This is a genomic window from Haloarchaeobius amylolyticus (assembly GCF_042678045.1).
GTDB classification, from domain to species: Archaea; Halobacteriota; Halobacteria; order Halobacteriales; family Natrialbaceae; genus Natrinema; species Natrinema amylolyticus_A.
The window spans coordinates 193,233-211,495 of the sequence record NZ_JBHUDI010000001.1 but is presented as its reverse complement, the minus strand read 5'-3'; the positions used below and the strand labels follow the sequence as shown (position 1 = coordinate 211,495).

At 61.4% G+C, this 18,263-nt stretch carries 17 protein-coding genes and 1 pseudogene; 12 read left to right on the top strand and 6 right to left on the bottom strand.

Annotated elements, in window-relative coordinates:
* The first annotated feature begins 351 nt into the window (after positions 1–351).
* The 4 genes from ACFR99_RS01045 to ACFR99_RS01030 are packed head-to-tail and all read left to right on the top strand — an operon-like array spanning position 352 to position 3,968.
* Positions 352–1,434 carry an amidohydrolase family protein gene (locus tag ACFR99_RS01045; RefSeq protein ID WP_390283464.1) on the top strand — a complete coding sequence of 361 codons (1,083 nt, stop codon included), beginning with the start codon at positions 352–354 and terminating at the stop codon, positions 1,432–1,434.
* Positions 1,435–1,438: 4 nt separating this feature from the next.
* A complete protein-coding gene (locus ACFR99_RS01040; RefSeq protein WP_390283461.1) occupies positions 1,439–1,906 on the top strand; it encodes a Rieske (2Fe-2S) protein in 468 nt (155 codons plus the stop codon).
* Positions 1,906–3,216, top strand: coding sequence for an MmgE/PrpD family protein (locus tag ACFR99_RS01035; protein WP_390283458.1), 1,311 nt, complete (start codon positions 1,906–1,908; stop codon positions 3,214–3,216). Before ACFR99_RS01040 ends, ACFR99_RS01035 begins: the two co-directional genes overlap by 1 nt.
* Before the next feature lie 56 nt (positions 3,217–3,272).
* Positions 3,273–3,968: a helix-turn-helix domain-containing protein gene (locus ACFR99_RS01030; RefSeq protein ID WP_390283456.1), complete on the top strand. Its 696-nt coding sequence runs from the start codon at positions 3,273–3,275 to the stop codon at positions 3,966–3,968.
* 300 nt (positions 3,969–4,268) lie between these two features.
* On the opposite strand, the gene ACFR99_RS01025 is transcribed toward ACFR99_RS01030, so the two are convergent.
* Entirely contained in the window at positions 4,269–4,565 is a 297-nt protein-coding gene (locus ACFR99_RS01025; RefSeq protein WP_390284150.1) for a VOC family protein, read from the bottom strand.
* Between the two features lie 113 nt (positions 4,566–4,678).
* Complete coding sequence (locus ACFR99_RS01020) at positions 4,679–6,319, bottom strand: MFS transporter (protein WP_390283453.1); 1,641 nt, start codon at positions 6,317–6,319, stop codon at positions 4,679–4,681.
* Between the two features lie 403 nt (positions 6,320–6,722).
* Here ACFR99_RS01020 and ACFR99_RS01015 point away from each other — a divergent pair, with 403 nt between their 5' ends.
* Positions 6,723–7,268: a DUF1684 domain-containing protein gene (locus tag ACFR99_RS01015; RefSeq protein ID WP_390283451.1), complete on the top strand. Its 546-nt coding sequence runs from the start codon at positions 6,723–6,725 to the stop codon at positions 7,266–7,268.
* Positions 7,269–7,370: 102 nt separating this feature from the next.
* Here ACFR99_RS01015 and ACFR99_RS01010 read toward each other — a convergent pair whose 3' ends face one another.
* The 3 genes from ACFR99_RS01010 to ACFR99_RS01000 all read right to left on the bottom strand — a co-directional run bounded on the left by ACFR99_RS01010 (position 7,371) and on the right by ACFR99_RS01000 (position 11,091).
* On the bottom strand, positions 7,371–7,940 hold the full coding sequence (locus ACFR99_RS01010) for a VIT1/CCC1 transporter family protein (protein WP_390283448.1): 570 nt from the start codon (positions 7,938–7,940) through the stop codon (positions 7,371–7,373).
* A gap of 11 nt (positions 7,941–7,951) precedes the next feature.
* A complete protein-coding gene (locus tag ACFR99_RS01005) occupies positions 7,952–8,245 on the bottom strand; it encodes a DUF211 domain-containing protein (protein WP_390283445.1) in 294 nt (97 codons plus the stop codon).
* A 269-nt stretch (positions 8,246–8,514) separates the two neighbouring features.
* Positions 8,515–11,091: a calcium-translocating P-type ATPase, PMCA-type gene (locus ACFR99_RS01000; RefSeq protein ID WP_390283442.1), complete on the bottom strand. Its 2,577-nt coding sequence runs from the start codon at positions 11,089–11,091 to the stop codon at positions 8,515–8,517.
* A 149-nt stretch (positions 11,092–11,240) separates the two neighbouring features.
* On the opposite strand from ACFR99_RS01000, the pseudogene ACFR99_RS00995 reads away from it, so the two are divergent.
* Positions 11,241–12,300, top strand: a pseudogene (locus ACFR99_RS00995) (CNNM domain-containing protein).
* A gap of 172 nt (positions 12,301–12,472) precedes the next feature.
* Here ACFR99_RS00995 and ACFR99_RS00990 read toward each other — a convergent pair.
* Positions 12,473–13,666 carry an MBL fold metallo-hydrolase gene (locus ACFR99_RS00990; RefSeq protein ID WP_390283440.1) on the bottom strand — a complete coding sequence of 398 codons (1,194 nt, stop codon included), beginning with the start codon at positions 13,664–13,666 and terminating at the stop codon, positions 12,473–12,475.
* A gap of 231 nt (positions 13,667–13,897) precedes the next feature.
* On the opposite strand from ACFR99_RS00990, the gene ACFR99_RS00985 reads away from it, so the two are divergent.
* The 6 genes from ACFR99_RS00985 to ACFR99_RS00960 all read left to right on the top strand — a co-directional run bounded on the left by ACFR99_RS00985 (position 13,898) and on the right by ACFR99_RS00960 (position 18,238).
* The gene (locus ACFR99_RS00985; RefSeq protein ID WP_390283438.1) at positions 13,898–14,143 is read left to right on the top strand and encodes a sulfurtransferase TusA family protein; all 246 of its coding nucleotides are present in this window, start codon (positions 13,898–13,900) and stop codon (positions 14,141–14,143) included.
* 220 nt (positions 14,144–14,363) lie between these two features.
* Complete coding sequence (locus tag ACFR99_RS00980; protein WP_390283435.1) at positions 14,364–14,783, top strand: hypothetical protein; 420 nt, start codon at positions 14,364–14,366, stop codon at positions 14,781–14,783.
* A 342-nt stretch (positions 14,784–15,125) separates the two neighbouring features.
* Positions 15,126–15,362 carry a DUF1641 domain-containing protein gene (locus ACFR99_RS00975; RefSeq protein WP_390283432.1) on the top strand — a complete coding sequence of 79 codons (237 nt, stop codon included), beginning with the start codon at positions 15,126–15,128 and terminating at the stop codon, positions 15,360–15,362.
* Between the two features lie 122 nt (positions 15,363–15,484).
* Positions 15,485–16,909 (top strand): cytochrome ubiquinol oxidase subunit I, encoded by a 1,425-nt coding sequence (locus ACFR99_RS00970; protein WP_390283430.1) that lies wholly within the window; start codon positions 15,485–15,487, stop codon positions 16,907–16,909.
* On the top strand, positions 16,902–17,903 hold the full coding sequence (locus tag ACFR99_RS00965; protein ID WP_390283427.1) for a cytochrome d ubiquinol oxidase subunit II: 1,002 nt from the start codon (positions 16,902–16,904) through the stop codon (positions 17,901–17,903). The genes ACFR99_RS00970 and ACFR99_RS00965 overlap by 8 nt, the downstream gene beginning before the upstream one ends.
* Positions 17,903–18,238 (top strand): hypothetical protein, encoded by a 336-nt coding sequence (locus ACFR99_RS00960; protein WP_390283425.1) that lies wholly within the window; start codon positions 17,903–17,905, stop codon positions 18,236–18,238. Before ACFR99_RS00965 ends, ACFR99_RS00960 begins: the two co-directional genes overlap by 1 nt.
* The last annotated feature ends 25 nt before the right edge of the window (positions 18,239–18,263 follow it).

Genomic DNA, 18,263 nt, shown 5'->3' with positions numbered 1-18,263 from the left:
TTCGGCACAACGAGAGAGCACGCAGCGATATGCGACGTGTTCGGCCGCGGAAACACGATCAACGTTCTCTGTCCGACCGAGAAGCGCCATGACACGCAGCTTGGCTACTAGCAACTTACCCGTGCTCGGCGGACGAGTTGCACAGCCCTGCCACAGACGAAGACTGTGATTGGCCCTGCTTACGTGACAAACTGCGTGAGGAGGGCGCGAGAGCGCTTATCTAGATTTTCGTCTCTACCAACCATACTTAAATACACGATACAAGTTTGCCCGGAAACTTACCCTCGTGTTGGTGTTTGGTGTTCTTGTGCAATGAGCAGACGACAGACTACGCAATCGACGTCGTCGGATGTGAATGGTCCGACACTTATCGACTGCGACATTCACCAGAAGTGGACAGATCCTGCAGAGATCGTCGAGTATCTCCCTGAACAGTATAAAGACCGTGGCGTCCAAGCGCCCGAGATACTCTACGACAATGTCGCAGAGTTCTCACGCCGCGATGCAGTGCCTGATGACGGCGGCCCTGCTGGTTCGAGCGTCGAGAAGATGAAAGAACATCATCTCGAGGAGTTCGGTGTCGACTACGCGATCCTGACTGGCAACTCCTATCTCAACCTCACTGCTCTGCCGAATCGCGATTACGCGGCTGAACTCGCCGTAGCTAACAACAAGTGGGTTATCGACACCTGGCTTTCGGAAGGCGGTCCATTCGTCGGGTCACTCCTGGCAGCCCCACAGAAACCCGAGCGAATGGCCGAGATGATTCGTGAATTGGGAGACCATCCGCGTATCGTTCAGGTTGTGATGCCGATGGCGGCGCAACTCCCCTATGGACACGAGTACTACTGGCCCATGTACGAAGCCGCCGAAGAGATGGGCTTGCCAATTGCGATGCACCCGTACACGGAGGGCCACGGCGCGACGCGTCCCGCGACGGGAGCCGGACATCCGAACACGTACTTCGAATGGCACGTCCTCCTCGGGACGTACGCGATGGGACAGCTCGTGAGTCTCGTCGCCGAGGGGGTCCTTCCGAAGTTCCCAGACCTCGAATTCGTCGTCATCGAAGGCGGCCTCAGTTGGGTTCCGCACTTCCTGTGGCGGATGGACAAGGATTGGAAGGCGCTTCGGGCACAGGTCCCGTACCTGCAGAAACCGCCGAGTGAGTACGTCCGTGACCAGGTTCGATTTACCACCCAACCGATTGAAGAACCGGACGACCCCGAACATCTCCTTCAGATTCTCGAGATGATGCACGCTGAAGACACGGTGATGTTCGCCAGCGACTACCCACACTGGGATACAGACTCACCACTGTACGCACTGCCACCGATGCCCGACGAAATGGAACACGCCGTAATGGCCGGTAACGCACAGGAACTTTACGACCTCCCGGACGACCCCGAGAGCCTCCCGACTGACTGGACGTGATTCGATGAGTGACAAACGATTTGAAATCTGCACCACTGACGAACTCCCGCCTGGGGACCGAATGATCGTCGAGTTAGATGGTCACTCGGTCGGTGTATTCAACGTTGACGGAGAGTACTACGCGCTCAAGAACGACTGTCCGCACCAGCGAGCGCCCCTGTGTGAGGGCAAGGTGACTGGCACGACAGCCGCCACTGAGCCCGGCGATATCGAGTGGAAAGACGCCGGCCACATCTTGCGGTGTCCGTGGCACGGCTGGGAGTTCGAGATCGAGACGGGCGAATCGGTGTTCAATCCCCACAAGGTTCGTGCTCGGTCGTTCGAGACAGCCGTCGAAGCATCGTCGACTGACGCGTCCACGGTGGACACCGATGGCGGCTGCGACTGTGGTGCATCTATCGAGGGTGACGAACCGCCGGTCGATACATACGAAGTCGACGTGGAAAACGAACAAGTCGTCGTCTACCTGTAATGGGTACACAGCAGGCTGTCGACTTCGTCCAGACGGCAGGGCTCGACGACGTTCCCGAGGTGGTAGCGAACGAGGTTCGTGTACGAACACTCGATACCCTCGCCGCGATAACAGCAGGCTACCGCCAAGCGGGTGTTGATATCACCCGAGAATACGCACTGACGCGCCTCGGTGGGCAGGCGGTCGCTGCCAAGGCTACCCTCCTCGACGACTCGGCGAGGACAGTCTCAGCAGAAGGTGCTGCGCTTGCCAACGGCATCGCAGCTAACGCTCTCGACGTTGACGACGGTCACCGCGAGGTCAAGGGCCATCCCGCCGCCGTCGTCGTACCACCGGCGCTCGCTGCCGCAGAAACCGTCGATGCTTCGATCGGTGACCTCCTCGACGCGATATTCGTCGGCTACGAACTCGCCGTGCGGGCCGGACTGGCGATCCACACCATCGATGACGTCTACACCGGAACTGGCTCGTGGGGCGCACTCGGAGCGGCGGCGGCAACCGCTCGGTTGTTTGATCTTTCGCCGACAGCGACGGCACACGCGCTGAGCGTCGCTGAGTACCATGCGCCGCGGACGCCGATCATGCGCGGCGTCGAGAATCCCGGCATGACCAAAGATGGTATCGGGTGGGGGGCGTACGTGGGGGTCGTCGCGACACATCTCGCTGCGTCTGGCTTTACCGGCTCGGGAACTGTGTTCGATGAAAGTGACGTCCTCGATACCCTTGACGATGTACATCACGTGACACGAGGGTATCTCAAGCCCTATCCATGCTGTCGATGGGCCCAACCCGGTGTCGAGGCTGTCTTGACACTCACCGACGAGTACGACATCGATCCAGATCTGGTGAACGCAATCCACGTAGCGACGTTTGAGGAGGCGACACACCTCCAGACACGTCAGCCGGAGAGTCCCGAAGCAGCGCAGTACTCCTACCCGTATCCAATCGCGGCCGCCCTCTCTCGAGGACGATTCACGCAGGCTGAACATACAACGGCGACACGAACTGATGCGGAGATACGTTCTCTCGAAGAATGTGTCAATCTCGTTGTCGACGACGATCTCGATCAGCGCTTCCCTAACGAGTGTCTCGCTCGCGTCGAAATTGAAACTGCCACGGAGACGTACGCATCGCCACTGACTCGACCACGTGGCTCCCGTGAACGGCCGCTAAGCGACCGAGAACGACGTGAAAAGGCCCGTCGCCTCGTCACTCCGACGGTAGCGCCAACCGTTATCGATGAGGGAGCCGACTACCTCACTACTCCAGCGACCCCCGTCGCAGAGCTCATCAACCTATGGTCACACTAACACTCTCTATTGCCGATACGAGGGGTTTTACCGACAGGTGCGAATCACTGTGAACGATGCTCACTGCGAAGGTTTGTGTCCAGTATGAAAACGACTGGACCGCAGAGTTGGCCAACCACGACGTCTTCGGCGAGTTTATCGCATCGACCTTCCGCAACAATCGATACATCGGGATGCTCGCAATCGAAGCTCGTGACTGCGATGCCGTCTTCGAAGTAATTCGCGAACACGACTCGGTAAACACACTCGACGTCATCGAACGCTATCAGACTCGAGACGGACGAGCAGCGGCGACAGTACTACTTCGCGGACGACTTCCCGAGGTGACTCCACTCCAAGCGCTCATGTACGAAGGCTACCTTCCGATCGGGCCAACTGAATTAGTCGACGGGTGTGAGTGCTTTGACCTGTTATTGAGGGATCGGAGTGAACTGTCCGAAGCGATCGACTTTCTCTCCGACTTTGGTGCTGTAACAGTTGAGCGAATCACACAAGACTTCCGGCGAGAAGTGATGCCAAGCCGCGCCGAGTGGCAGGAGCTGCTTGCCTCAATCCCGCCACGGCAGCGTGAATTTCTTAATAAGGCAGCCGAGCTGGGCTACTTCGAAATCCCCCGCGAGGTGACGCTCGAAGAAATCGCCGACGAAATGGAGATTACGAAGACGACCGCCTCGAATCACTTGCGAAAAGCCGAACGCCAACTCGTCGAATTTGTCCTCCCGTACATCAATCTCGCTGTGCAAGACGAATGACTGATTTATTTATGCACAACATATATTGATATGAAGTCGGTGGTGGTTCTCCTGAACGTCTTTCCCGTCGTGTTACCCCCTCGTGACGGATCGACCCAGTCACACTTCTAGCAAGGTCGTCACACCGCCGGGAGAAACGAATAACGACTCGGAGAGTGGTGACAGTCACGAACCAGATACTGACTAGAAAGCGGAGAAACGACAGCGGTGAAGCAAGCGGTTGCTCCTGATTGCTGTAGGTCTGCTGGTACCCATGGGTGTAGATTTCGATGATGTTCTCCCGCGGGTCCTTGCAGTAGGTCATCCGGTACTCTTGATCCGGAAAGAGATACCAGATGTCCGTATGATGGTTGCCTCCCGCATCCTCGATCTCAGCGGCGAACTCGCCGATATCTGGGTCGACAACAAAGACGTGGAAGAATTACCAGTCGCTGTGTGTGCGATTCTCACCGTGTCGAATTCGCCGAGGACATCTCGACAGAGTTCTGCCATTTGTGAGTCTTCGTCGCCGTCGACCTCTACTGGACCGAGGAGGCGCTGAAAGTCCAGAACCCCCTCGTACCAATCGAGCGCGGCATCGATGTCCGGAACCGGCACTCCAACGTGCGCAATCGGGATTCGCTCTCGATTCGTCCGTGGCTTGAATTCCGATACCGTCTGGCCCAACGCGCAACAGCCTACATCAGAGGTGTCCAGTGTGGTGTGTTCGGTTAGTCTTCCACGGCTGTTTCAGATGTCTCACGTGGTGAATCCTGGGATGATTCGGGGAGGTCGGTTCGATCGTCGGCGTCCGGTATCTGCCGTGGCAAGAACGTCGATGCGAGAAGCAGGAACAACACGACCAGCACGAGGAGGAGCAGCGCCGCCCGTTGTGCGTCGAACATCGCAGCCTCAAAGATCCCCTCGAGCAACTGTCGTTGCGTCGGTGTGAGCTGGTTCAGGAACTGTTGCTGTGTGGCGTCGGTCGCCGTCTCTGCTGCATCTTCGAGCGCGATCACCAGATCATTTCGTTGCTCGGCCGAAACGGTCTCGTGTTCCGCTCGGAGTACTCCATCGACGACACTCCCATAGAATCGGCCGAGAAAATACGAGCCGATCACTGCGGTCCCCAGAGAAAACCCGATCGAATAGCTGACGTTCAGGACGCCGGATGCCTCGGCGGAGTACGCGGTCGGAACGGCCGACATCGTCATATTGGTGATCTGTGCCAGTATGAGTCCGACGCCGGCCCCGTAAAGCGCCACCGGGAGTGCCATCCTGACGATCGTTTGACCGGGGCCTGTCTGTTCGTACAACAGCACCAGCGCAACGCCCATACACACGATACCGATCTGGATAAGGGTCTTTGGCGAGATGTACTTCCTCCAGTTGGGCGTAACCGTCGAGAAAAGGATCGACGCGAGTGAATACGGTAACAGCGCGACCCCAGTTTCAAAGGCAGTGTATCCGAGTACTGCCTGGAGATAGACCGGGAAGATAAAAAAGAAGCCAGCCGAGACGATCGAGCGCATGTTGTAGGTGAGAACGCCGGCCAAAAACGGGCGGTTCGTCAGGACGTGCAACGGAACGAGCGGCGACTTCCCAGCCCGTTCCAGTCGACGTTCGTACTGAACGAACGCGGCGAACCCGAGCAGTCCGACTCCGAGAAACCAGATCGCCGGCGACGTCCCGAACGGATTGAACTGCATCTCGCCGACGACAAACGGCCGCCGTTCGACTAACCATCCGTATTTCCCGCTCAGAAGGAATCCAGTGACGAGCGACGTCGAACCGACGATTGACAGTGCTGTCCCACCTTTATCCAGTGAACTGGGTGTTTCTGACAGTGGGTTCGTGCTCACATACTGCGCGAAGAAGAGAACGACTCCCACACCGACGAGTTGCAACGTAAATCCCCACCGCCAACTCGCGTACGTGGTGAGTGCGCCACCGATAATCGGTCCAATAGTTGAGCCAACCCCGCTCACGCCAGCCAACAGTCCGAATGCCGTCGCCCGGTCATCGTCTTCGTAACTGAGTATCAGTACAGTGAACGTCAGAGGAAATATCACAGCGGCCGCGGAACCCTGGATGAGCGACCAGCCGAGATAGAGGATCGTCGTATTCCAGCTAATCGACGCCACCAGCGTCCCACCGGCATAGACGATCAGTGCGACTGTCAGTACACGCCGAATACTATGCCGAGACGGCAGCGTCCCGGCTGGGAGAACCAGCGCAGCTGTCACCAGCGAGTAGAGTGCAACCGCCCCTTGAATCACGGTGACCGTGGTATCGAACTCGTCCACCATCGTGGGGATCGCCACGTTCATCAGGGATGCATTGAGGACCACGATGAACGTCGTCAGACTCACGGCGATTGCCGGGGCCCAGTACTGTACTCTCGTCTTTACGTCCGTAGAGAGACGAGTACTTCCGCTGGAAGTAGGGCCGCCTGAAGCCATGAGTGGTCTAACACGTTTGTGCCTCAAATAGCATGGACCGTGACGACACAGACGGTGCTGGCAGATACCTCAAAATCGCCGGTTCATATCCCCCCGTCACTGATACGGACTCCTGACAGTCAGTTGTAAACCATTACGGCAGACCGTATGAACCGCTGGTCAATACCGGAGAACCAACATCAACACCAACACTGGCGAGGGAACTCGAGCATAGCACCCGTTGTGAGCCGTTCGGCCTCGAAACGATTCGAGGACGATCCGAACGCTGTCGCCCGATGAACCATATGTGTCGAGTCCGTACCGAACAGTACAGATGGCATCCGACTGGCGTGACGCGATCGAGACCCAGCGCGAACAGAAGGATCAGTACTTCGGCGAGCATCCACACTCGCCGCTCTCGCCGGACGAACGCGAGTCGTTTGACGGCCTCGAGTACTATCCCATCGACGAGGACTACCGGTTCGAACTCCCCCTCGAGGAGTACGACGACCCAGAGCGGATCACCGTCGGGACGAGTACGGACGGCGAACAGGAGTACCTCGAATGGGGTGAGTTCCAGTTTACGGTCGACGGCGAGGACGTAACGTTGCAGGCCTACAAGTCCGAACCCGACGACGACCGGCTGTGGGTGCCCTTCCGCGACGCGACCAGCGGAAACGAGACCTACGGGGCTGGCCGGTATCTCGACCTCGAGGTCGACAGCCACCGGACGAGCGACGGCGACTGGATCCTCGATTTCAACGAGGCGTACAACCCGACGTGTGCCTACTCGGATCAGTACGAGTGTCCGCTGCCACCGATGGACAACTGGCTCGAGGTGCCGATCGAGGCCGGCGAGAAGGACTACGGAGATCACTGAGACGGGCCCGTCTCGCGTGTTCGAGTGCCCGGCGCACCCACAGGACGGCTCAGAACGATCGGGACTGACCGCAGTCCGATCAACTGTCGGATCGCGTTGTGATTAGCCGGGCAGGAACAGATTGAGAAACGCAACTACGATCCCCGCAAGGCCCATCCGAACGCCGGCGACGATCCAGTTCTGTTTCGAGATCGAACCGAGGTATGCCCCGAAGGTAAACAGGACGGTGACGCCGATTCCGACCGCGACCAGCGTCGCCTCGAGCAGCGAAAAGAGGACGTTGTGTGCGAGAAACGGCAACAACGGCAGGATGATCCCGATCAGCGGGCCGATGCCGCTCGCGACCGCGTTGATCTTTCGGGCACCCGTGCGTCGTTGCTGGATCGTCGTATCCTCTAGATCGGTCAGCATGGCCCGTTCGATCCGCAGCAGTTCGGCCTGTTTCTCGGCGCGTTCGATCTCCCAGACGCTCCAGACGCCGGAGGTCCCCAGCCCGACAGCCGCGCCGAGTCCAATGGTCACGACGGTCAGTCCATCGTCGATTCCCGACAGGTACGCACCGACGACGATACCGATGGCCGTCAGCGTGCCGTCGAACCCGTTGGAAATGAAGTAGCGCCGCGAGATCGATCTGACGTCTTCGTCCTCGATCAGTGTGCGGATAGATGTCACGGCTCGCTAGATCAGGGGTCCTGCGGCGTCTCGTGGTCGTCGACCATGCGCGTCCCGCAGACGACGGCATCGATCGAGTGGACGGTGCCACCGAGGTCACTGATGGCGTCCTCGACAGCGTCTGCGTCGATGTCTTCACCCTCGAGCGTTACCTTGAGGTTTTGAACGACGCGATCGGTTTCGATCAGCGCGACGTTAACGCCGGCGATTCCCTCCCGGTCGGCGACGGTCTGGGAGAACTCGAGAATGTCGGGGTCGTGTGGCTTCATCACGTCGAGAACGAGCCGTCGGATCGGGGCAGCCATGCTGTATCAGTCTCGCTCGATGCCCTTAGTGACGTGGGCCGAGGCGATCGGCGGCCAGCCGACGGAACCGGGACGGACTGCCCCAACGACAGCGAAGTCGCATGACAGATCGCCTTCAGGACCCGATCGTCGCGGAATCGGGTCGGAGTTCAGACCGATCCGAACGGCGATGTCATCAGGGGACGCCTCCTCGAGATGGTGATCGAAGCGTGCCGATCGCGATCGTGGCTCGCGTTCGATCGATGTGAAAACCGTGTTGCCCGTCAGTATCAGTCCTGCATGCGCTTGGCGAAGACGGCAACCCCGAGATACCCCGGCAGACAGACGGCGAGGACGGCGGCAATGAGGCCCCAGTCGGTCACGTCGAGTGGCACCGTTCCGAAATACTGTGAGAGCGGGGTATACAGCACCGAGAGGTGCAACAGGATCGAGACCGCGACGGACGCCGTGAGCCAGCCGTTCGACAGTATCGGCGTCTCACGCAACCACCGGATGACGTAGAGCCCGACGAGTTCGAGGAAGACGAAGCCGGTGAACACGAGCGTCATCGTACGCGGGGTGACGGCGGGTGCGCCCTCGAGGGTGTAGAACATGAGCGCGAGGAGGACGATCGTGGTCACGGCACCCATTCCGCCGATCATGACGAGCATCTCGCGACCGATGATCCCCTGGTCGCGGTCGCGTGGCGACCGGTCCATCACGCCCTCACTTTTCGGATCCGATCCGAGCGCCAGCGCCGGCAGCCCGTCGGTCACCAGGTTGATCCACAGCAACTGGACTGCGGGCAAGATGAGATAGCCGTACAGCGATGCGATGAAGACGAGCGCCACCTCGCCGACGTTCGCACTGAGGAGATAGGCGACGAACTTCCAGATGTTGTCGAAGATCGTTCGCCCGCGCTCGATGGCCTGCTCGATCGTCGCGTAGTTGTCGTCGAGCAATACCATATCCGAGGCCTGTCTGGCGACGTCCGTCCCGCGGATCCCCATCGCAACGCCGATATCGGCGTTTTTCAGCGCCGGTGCGTCGTTGACCCCGTCGCCGGTCATCGCCACGTCGTGACCCCGGTCCTGCAATGCCTGCAGGATGCGCACCTTGTGCTCCGGCGACGTGCGCGCGAAGACGTCGACGGTCTCGACGCGCTCGCGCAACTCCTCGTCGTCCATCCGTTCGATTTCTCGACCCTCGAGCACCTCGGTCCCGATCCCGAGCTCGTCGGCGATCGCGCTGGCCGTCCGGACGTTGTCGCCGGTTACCATCTTCACCTCGATGCCGGCGCGTTCAGTCGCTACGATCGCGTCGGCGACCTCTTCTCGCGGCGGATCGATCATTCCCGCCAGGCCGACGAACGTCAACTCGCCCGCGAGGTCGTCGGGATCGGCAGGGTCCTCGCGGTAGGCCATCGCCAGCACGCGTAACGCGTCGTCGCCGAACTCGCGCACCGTCGTCTTGATCCGGTCGCGACGGTCGTCGGTCAGCGCTACCGGTCCGTCGGCGGTCAGAATTCGGTCGCAGTGGTCGACGACGACCTCCGGCGCGCCCTTGACGTAGCCGACGTCGTCGTGAACGGTCCCCATCCACTTTCGATCCGAAGAAAACGGTACTTCGCCAGTCCGCGGATACTCGTCACAGAGTGCCTCGAGGTCGAGCCCACGACGGTCGGCCACCTCGAGCAGCGCCTGCTCGGTCGGATCACCCTCCTCGAGGGTCGAGTCGTTACAGAGCGTGCCGATCTTCAGGAGCAGTTCCTCGCGGTCTGTGTCCCGGTCGCCGGCGGCGTCGATCCGCTCGCTGTCGACGTCAACGATTGTGTCATTGATCCAGAGCCTGCTGACGGTCATCTGGCCTTTCGTGAGCGTGCCGGTCTTGTCCGTACAGATGACGTCGACGCCACCAAGCGCCTCCACTGCCGGAAGTCGGCGGACGAGCGCGTTCTCGTCGGACATTCGGCGGACGCCCAGCGCGAGCGTGAGCGTGACCACCGCCGGCAGTCCCTCAGGAATGGCGGCGACGGCAAGCGAGACGGCCGTGAGCGCGGCCTGGACAGCGTCCGTTCCACGGAGGATCAACAGCGGCGCGACCAGCGCAGAGAGAACGAGGACGCCGCCACCGAGCGTCCGTCCCAGTTGATCGAGTTCGGTCTGCAACGGCGTCTCCGTCTCCTCGGTCGCCGCGAGTTCGCTCGCGATCGACCCGACCGCCGTCTCCATTCCGGTTCCGGTGACGACGGCGACGCCCTTCCCGCGGGTGACGTTTGTCCCCTTGTAGACCATGCTCGTTCGCTCCGCAAGCGGCGTTTCCGGCTCGACCGGCTCGGTCGACTTCGAAACTGGCACGCTTTCTCCGGTTAACGCCGCCTCGTCGACCTCGAGATCGGTCTCCTCGAGCAGCCGGGCGTCGGCTGGGACGACGTCGCCGCCACGCAGGATGACGATATCGCCGGGGACGAGTGCTATCGCATCGACGTCGCTCGTGTCCCCGTTTCGCCGGACGGTTGCCGTCGGTGCGGCCAGTTCGCGCAGCGACTCGAGGCTCCGCTCGGCCCGATAATCCTGGACGAACCCGAAGATCCCGTTCGCGACGACGATGATTCCGATCAGGACCGCGTCGACGACGTGGCCAGCCCAGATCGAGAGGACGGCCGCCACGATCAGCACCCAGATCAGAACGCTGTCGAACTGGGCGACGAAGATGTCGACTGTCGACCGCCCGCCACCTTCGACGATATCGTTTTCCCCGTACTCCTCGCGTCGGCGCCGTACCTCATCGCTCGACAGCCCGTCTGAACTCGACTCGAGGGCCTCGAGAACGCGTGACCACGGGAGCTCGTGAGGCGGATCGGCCATCGCCTCGGTCTTCAAGCGCGACCCCTATAGGCGTATCCTGGAGACGGGGGAATCGTCAGTGCGACGGCCAAACTGGACAGCTGTGAGCCGATTCGACGGCAGAACCGGTAGTGACAAGCAGATGTCTAATCTCTGAGAACACACAACGAATGGACGCCATCGAGATCGGTCTGCGCTTGATTGCCGGCGTCGGACTCATCCTCGCGAACGCCTTTTTCGTCGCGATCGAATTCGCACTCACGCGTGTCCGACAGTACCCCGAATCGACGTTCGACAAGCCGGGCCTTCGCCGTGCATGGGAGATGACCGACGATCTCGAGATCTATCTCACGAGCTGTCAGGTCGGGATCAGCGCGACGAGCATCGCCGTCGGTATCGTCGCCGAACCGGCGCTCGCGACGATTATCGGGTCCGTCTTCGCGAACACTGCACTCGCCTCTGCGGGTGCCGGTGCGGTCCTCGCGTTCGTCATCATCAACCTTCTCCATCTCACACACGGCGAACAGACGCCGACCTACCTCGGCGTCGAGCGAACGAAGTTCGTCGCCAGATACGGGGCGACGCCGCTGTACTGGTTCGCGTGGCTGCTCTCACCTGTGATCTGGTTCGGCGACGCCGTCGCGAAATGGACGCTCCGGCGCTTCGGGATCGAGATGACCGGTGCCTGGCTCGAGACCGAAACTGAGGTCATCGAAACGCGTGCGGACCTCCGCAACCGACTCACGTCGGTCCTCGAGCGAGGCGACCTTCCCGAGGACCGTCGAGAGGAGATCCTCAACGCGTTTATGCTCGGTGACCGCCCGGTCGAGGACGAGATGACCCCCCGTCGAGGACGTGGTATTCCTCTCGACGGACGCATCGGTCGAGGAGAACATCGATCGGATCGGCACGAGCCCGCACACACGGTTTCCGCTGATCGACGGCACGCCCGAGGCGTTCGTCGGAATCGTCTACGCGCCGACGGTCATCGACCGGATCGACGAGCTTCGGGCTGGCGACGTGACGTTCGAGGACATCGCAACGCCGCCGATGACGCTTCCTGCCGAGACACACGTCAGCGACGCGATCGACGACCTTCAGGCTGCAAATCAAGAACTCGCACTCGTCGAAGCCGACGGCGACGTCGTCGGGTTACTGACGGCAACGGACGCTCTCGAGGCGCTGGTCGGCTCGTTCGAGGATCCCCTCGACGTCAACGATATTGTGTAGAACAGGTCGCAAGAACGGATCGACCACGAATCGACCGCGTCTCGTCAGTCAGTCACCGAACGACCGAGGCGATGAGTCGGCACTCACCTGGCCTCGGACACGCTCGAGGCGAGACGAGTTGCGCCGGCTAGCGACACTGCGAACCGACTGGCGATCGAGTTATCAGCCTCGATCAGTCGCCGGCGAGCGATTCCTGGCTGGCAGCACAGTTGTTCGGGCCGAGCTCGAGTTCGAATGCTTCGTCGTCGTCGGCTTCCTGCTGGCCGAGGTTGGTGGGGATGATGTCCTCGTAGTTGGCCGGCCGTGGGGGCATATCCGAGAGGATCAGTTCGACGAACTCGTCCTCGTCCATCGTCAGCGCGTCCATCTCCTCGACGAGCTGGCCAATCGGTGCCGTGTAGGTGCCGTCGGCGGCGGGTTCGGCCGCGTCGCTGAAGTGGGCGCCACCGATCAGCGTCTCGTCGGGCAGGGTCAGCACGCGTTCCTGCAGGCTCTCGTAGAGCTGGGCAGCAGCTTCGGGTGCGCCGTCGTCACCTTCCTCGAGGTCGGGGCGGGCGACGCTCTCGATGAACAGCCCGTCACCGGTGGCCAGCAGCGAGTCGTCGATCAGGTACGAGGTCATCCCGGAGGTGTGTCCGGGCGTGTAGACCGTCTCGATCGTGGCGTCGCCGACATGGAACTCGTCGCCATCCTCGGCCAGCGTCACATCGTCGGCGTAGGTAACTCCACGCTGGACCGACGCGTCGGGGATGACGCCCTCGACGCCGACGGCATCGAGTGCACGCACACCCGAGATGTGGTCGGCGTGAATGTGCGTGTCGATCGCATACTTCAGGTCGACGCCGAGTTCGTCAGCGTCATTGAGATAGCGATCCGTGAAGGCTCGGAGCGGATCGATGACTGCGGCCTCGTCGCCGTCGACGACGAGGTAGCCCAGACAGCCCGAGGAGGGACGCTGGTACTGGTAGAGCGTTCCCGCGCCGTCGTAGTCGGACACTTCGACGCGCTCGTAAATCCGCGCCCAGCCGTTCATCCCGTCCTCGAGCTGGTTCGCATCGTAGCCACGGTCTTTGAGCGTGGCCGCAACGAACTCGCTCGAGCCACCTTTGGCACATAGCACCGTCACTTCACGGTCGTCGGGAATCTGTGCAAGAACGTCTTCGTCGAGTTCGTCCTCGAGGAACTCGAAGTAGGGGATGTTAATCGACTCGACGGTGTCGCCGTCGATGTGCCACTCCTCGTACTCCGATTCTGCGCGCACGTCGAGGAGCGTCACGTCCTCGCCCGCGTCGATACGTTCTTTGAGCTCGCTTGGGGTGACCGATTCGACCTCGACGTCTGGCGTTGGGAAGTCCATGTCGTCCATTGTGTACACTGACGAGTACCGGCCCTTACCACATAAATCTTTGCATGGTCGTTCACCTATTGCACAATACAGCTATGTCGTGAGGGCGGATAAGGCCATTATTCGGGCGTTTGAGCTAACTATTGCGAATATGGGATGGTGCAGATGTTTGCATACTCTGCAAGAACCGATGGGCTTTTGAAATCGGAAATAATATTGTAGGATGGTTCCAATACAGAGCATAGATAGAACATGAGTACGGAATACGAGATTACGGAGACGCTCGACGTGAAAGGTGCATCGTGTCCCATGCCGGTCGTCAAAACGAAGTCCGCTATCGACGACCTCGCCGAAGGCGAGATTCTGGAAGTCGTCGCCACGGATTCGGGCAGCATGAGCGACCTCGATGGCTGGGCAACCGGGACCGACGGCGTCGAGTTGCTCGAACAGGTCGAGGACGGCGACGTGTACAAACACTACGTCCAGAAGACGGCCTGAGACGGCCCCTGTCATACGGTCTGCTGTACCGATGTACCGGCGCACCCGCGACCGTCCTGCAGGTGCGCCGGTACTGACTGACGGCGGTCCGTATGAGAGACGCGACGACGAGTCTGTTATTTTCAATGCGCAAGCGCGTGACGGCTACGCACGTCCGTAAGAGGCGGATACCGTTCCCGAAGGCGACGTTTGATGGGCCTCGGCACAGAACCTCGAGGTAATGACCGCCGACGATCGGTACAAGCTGTTCGGTGTCTACGTCTCCGAGGACGTGTTCGACGCGCTCGCCGACTACCTGTACGAGGCGGCCGGTGTCGTCGATTACGAGAGCTACTTCGACCCGGCAGAGTCGACGGTCCCCGTAGGCGATCCGGGCGCTGACGCGACCGACAAACTCGTCTCAGACATCGTGACCGAGTTCGCCGACCTGTACGACGAGGCGGCGTTCGAAACTGCCCGCGAGGTCGAGTCCGACGCGTTCGTCCTCGCGGATCTCGCCGCCGACCCACAGACGGTCGCGAACGCCCGCGAACGCTTTCAAGCGGCCGCAACGATTCAGGAGACGGATCTCCGGACGATCCATACCGCAATCCTGTCGGCGTACCTCTCGCGGGCGAGTGCACGCGAAATCGAACTCTGAGTCTCGTTTCCCGCCGATTGCGGGCTCCGATCTACTGTGCAGTACCGCTCAGTGACCACTGGGCGAGTGCTACCGTCGTGTCACGGCCGACCAACTCCACGTATGTGTCACACAGTCTCGTAGAGACGCTGCACTCGAGCCATGTCACAGCAATACAACCGACACGAACGGACGAGCGGGCCGGCCACGCTGATCGGAACCGATCTCTCGTCGGCGTGTCAGCGACCGAACTCGCCACGCAGTACGGATAGCCGGATGACAGACGCCCCGGTAGGGCCGAGCGGATCACGCCCTCCACGAGACGAGACAGTCGGACGCGACGACTGGAGACACTTCCGACCGGTGACCGGGACCAGCCCCGGCGAACTGGCTGACACGGCAGCCGACGACGACGTGGCTCGTACGCTCACGTCGTTGCTCGAGGCCGTCGGTGACGTGGCTGCCGAACCAGCGGAGCCACTCGGCGCACGAGAGGTGGTCCGTACCCTTCGTGACCCGGCCGTCCGGCGCGGGCTCGGATTCGTGGTTTCCGTCGCCCGCGAGACGGGCAACCAGTTGCCGGACGGTGACGAGCGGTAGAGACGGTCTGCCGTTCGATAGTTGCACCCAAATTGTTACTTCCGTCCGCCCCTTCTTTTCGCCCATACACGAGCCGCCGGTCGACGAGGTATCGAAACCAACCAGTTATCGATGGTCCCACCATGATCGACCCAGTTATCGGAAGCCGGCTGCAGTTCGCCCTCACGACGATCGTCCACATCATCTTTCCCGTAATGAGTATGGGGCTCGCCCCGTTTCTCATCTACTTCACGTGGAAAGAGATTCGCACTGGAAACGCCATCTACGAGCAGTTACGTCGGTTCTGGACTCGGATCTTCGCCGTCAGCTTCGTCGTCGGCACCGTGACGGGGATCGTCCTCGAGTTCGAGTTCGGCACCAATTTCGCGGCGTTTTCGACGGCCGCCGGTGAACTGTTCGGCGGCCCGCTCGCCCTCGAGGGGATGATGGCGTTCATGCTCGAGGCGACGTTTCTGGGTATCTTCGTCTTCGGCCGCGAGCGCGTCGGGAACGTCCTCTATATGATCTCAGCCGTCGCTGTCGGACTCGGGACGTGGCTGTCGGCGGTCTGGATCCTGATCGCCAACTCGTGGATGCAGACGCCACGGGGCTACGAACTGGCGACCGAGAACGGCCAGCCGATCGTCCAGCTGGTCGATCCGATCGCGGCCTACGCGAATCCCCGCTTCCCGTGGATGTTCGTCCACATGCAAAACGCCGCCGTCGAGTCCGTCGCACTGGTCATGGCCGGCCTCGGCGCCTACTTCGTCTTCAGACACCACGTCTGGGGGTATTCGGTCGAGCACGTCGATTTCTGGGAGACGACGCTCAAGTTCGGCCTCATCGCACTGCTCATCACGGCGCCGTTGCAGGTGCTCCACGGCGACCTGTACGCCCGCCACGTCTTCGAGACCCAACCACAGAAGTTCGCCGCGATGGAGGCCGTCTGGGAGACCGATTCCTACGTCCCCGAATACATCGTCGCGTTCCCGACGAGCATCCAGGATCTGCTCGATCCGCGGGCCAAGGAGATCTTCGGCATCGGTATTCCCGGCGGCGCGTCGTGGCTCGCCAGCGGCGGTGATCCACAGGCGACGATCCAGGGCCTCGAGCAGTTCCCCGGCCCCCAGCCGCCTGTCGCACTCGTCTTCTGGTCGTTCCGGCTCATGGTCGCGCTCGGCTTCTGGTTCATCCTGCTTGCCGTCTGGGGTGGCTACCGCTGGTGGCGGGGTCAGTTGCTCGAGGACGATCTCCTCCACAAGGCGCTGATGGCCTCGACGCCGCTCGGTATCCTCGCGGTCGAGTTAGGCTGGGTCGTCACGGAGGTCGGTCGACAGCCGTGGGTGATCCAGGGCGTGTTACAGACGAGCGACGGCGTCTCGCCGGGCCTGACGGGAGGCGAAGCGGCGGTGACGCTCGCCGGGTTCGCAGTCGTCTATTTCGGCCTGCTGGTGTTGTATACCTACGTCATCGTTCGACTCGTTCGGGCCGGTCCGCCGGACGGGGACGACCTCGTCGCCCAGGAACGGCCGGAGACGCCCACCACGGAGGTGAGCGTCGATGACTGAGGCCGGCGCGCTCGCGAGCGATCCCCTGTTCGGACTGCCGCTGGCCGAGCTCTGGTTCGGCCTGCTGTTTTTCATCTTCGCCATGTTCCTGTTTCTCGACGGGTTCGACTTCGGGGTTGGCGCGCTGTTCGCGACGCGGGCCGACGACGACGAGCGCGAACAGTTGCTGGCCGCGATCGGGCCGTTCTGGGACGGCAACGAGGTGTGGCTCGTCGTCTTCGGCGGGGCCATGTTCGCGGCCTTTCCGTCCGTCTACGCCAACCTGTTCAGCCGGCACTATCTGCTGATGTTCGCGATTCTGGGCGCGCTCATCGTTCGGGGGCTCGCACCCGAGATGTACGAACAGCGTCACGACGAGGCGTGGCAGCGCTGGTGGGGACGCGCGTTCGTCGTCGGCAGCCTCACCGCTCCGTTCTTCCTGGGGATGTTTACGGCGAACTGGCTGCTCGGCGCGACGACGATCCTGACGCTGCCCGGCGTCGTCGTCGGACTGGCCGTCGTCGCGCTGACCGTCGTCGACGGCGTGGCCTTTCTTCGGGTGAAAACGCGGGGCGATCTGCGTGCGGACCTCCGAACTGCCGGCTACCGTGCCCTCGGTGCGTACCTCGGTTTGCTCGTGGTGGTGCTTGGCTACGTCTACGCGACGGAACCCGAGCTTCGGTCGGCGCTTGGTTCCCTCCCCGTCATGGCGCTCGTCGGTGGGACGATCGTTCTCGCCGGCGTCTACGCCGCAGCGACGCGGGCGGATCGCTACTACGTGGCGTTCGCCAGCGCTGCAGGACTCGTCTTTGCGCTGGTCGGCGTCGTCGCCGGGCTGATGTATCCCGAAATCGATCGCGCCAGCGGACTGACGGTCGAGACGGCTATCGTGTCGACGCTCCCGCTCAATCTCATGTCCATTGGGGCAGCGATCTTGCTCCCGCTGATATTCGTCTACTTCGGCGTCCTCTACTCGGCGTTCAGCGGACCGATCGAAGCGGGTGAGTCGTACTGATGACACTCGACAGCGACGGCGGTCACACAGACGACGGTCGGCCACCAGTCCGTGACGCGGACGCCGCTGAGCAGTCCACAAACCAGCCGACGACCGAACAGGATACGTCGGCGCCATCACCACCTCGACTCGGCTCTCGGATCCTGGTCACGTGGATCGAGCTCACGGTCGTCGGCATCACGGGCGGGATCCTCGGTGCGTCGGTCGGCGGCCCGCCCGGCTTCGTGATCTACCTGGCGACGACACTGCTCACTGTCGCCATCATCTTCCACAACGTCAACGAACTCGTCAAGGCGTGGCTCCGGGCGGAACAACACGGTTGGCCGTCGGAATAGTCCATCGCTATCCGACGGGGCGGAC

Coding starts and splice junctions, on each gene's coding strand:
- ACFR99_RS00990 (WP_390283440.1), bottom strand. CDS start 13,666: ATGGACGACATGGACTTCCCAACGCCAGACGTCGAGGTCGAATCGGTC.
- ACFR99_RS01015 (WP_390283451.1), top strand. CDS start 6,723: ATGGCATCCGACTGGCGTGACGCGATCGAGACCCAGCGCGAACAGAAG.
- ACFR99_RS01030 (WP_390283456.1), top strand. CDS start 3,273: ATGCTCACTGCGAAGGTTTGTGTCCAGTATGAAAACGACTGGACCGCA.
- ACFR99_RS00960 (WP_390283425.1), top strand. CDS start 17,903: ATGACACTCGACAGCGACGGCGGTCACACAGACGACGGTCGGCCACCA.
- ACFR99_RS01005 (WP_390283445.1), bottom strand. CDS start 8,245: ATGGCTGCCCCGATCCGACGGCTCGTTCTCGACGTGATGAAGCCACAC.
- ACFR99_RS01040 (WP_390283461.1), top strand. CDS start 1,439: ATGAGTGACAAACGATTTGAAATCTGCACCACTGACGAACTCCCGCCT.
- ACFR99_RS00965 (WP_390283427.1), top strand. CDS start 16,902: ATGACTGAGGCCGGCGCGCTCGCGAGCGATCCCCTGTTCGGACTGCCG.
- ACFR99_RS01000 (WP_390283442.1), bottom strand. CDS start 11,091: ATGGCCGATCCGCCTCACGAGCTCCCGTGGTCACGCGTTCTCGAGGCC.
- ACFR99_RS00970 (WP_390283430.1), top strand. CDS start 15,485: ATGATCGACCCAGTTATCGGAAGCCGGCTGCAGTTCGCCCTCACGACG.
- ACFR99_RS00985 (WP_390283438.1), top strand. CDS start 13,898: ATGAGTACGGAATACGAGATTACGGAGACGCTCGACGTGAAAGGTGCA.
- ACFR99_RS00980 (WP_390283435.1), top strand. CDS start 14,364: ATGACCGCCGACGATCGGTACAAGCTGTTCGGTGTCTACGTCTCCGAG.
- ACFR99_RS01035 (WP_390283458.1), top strand. CDS start 1,906: ATGGGTACACAGCAGGCTGTCGACTTCGTCCAGACGGCAGGGCTCGAC.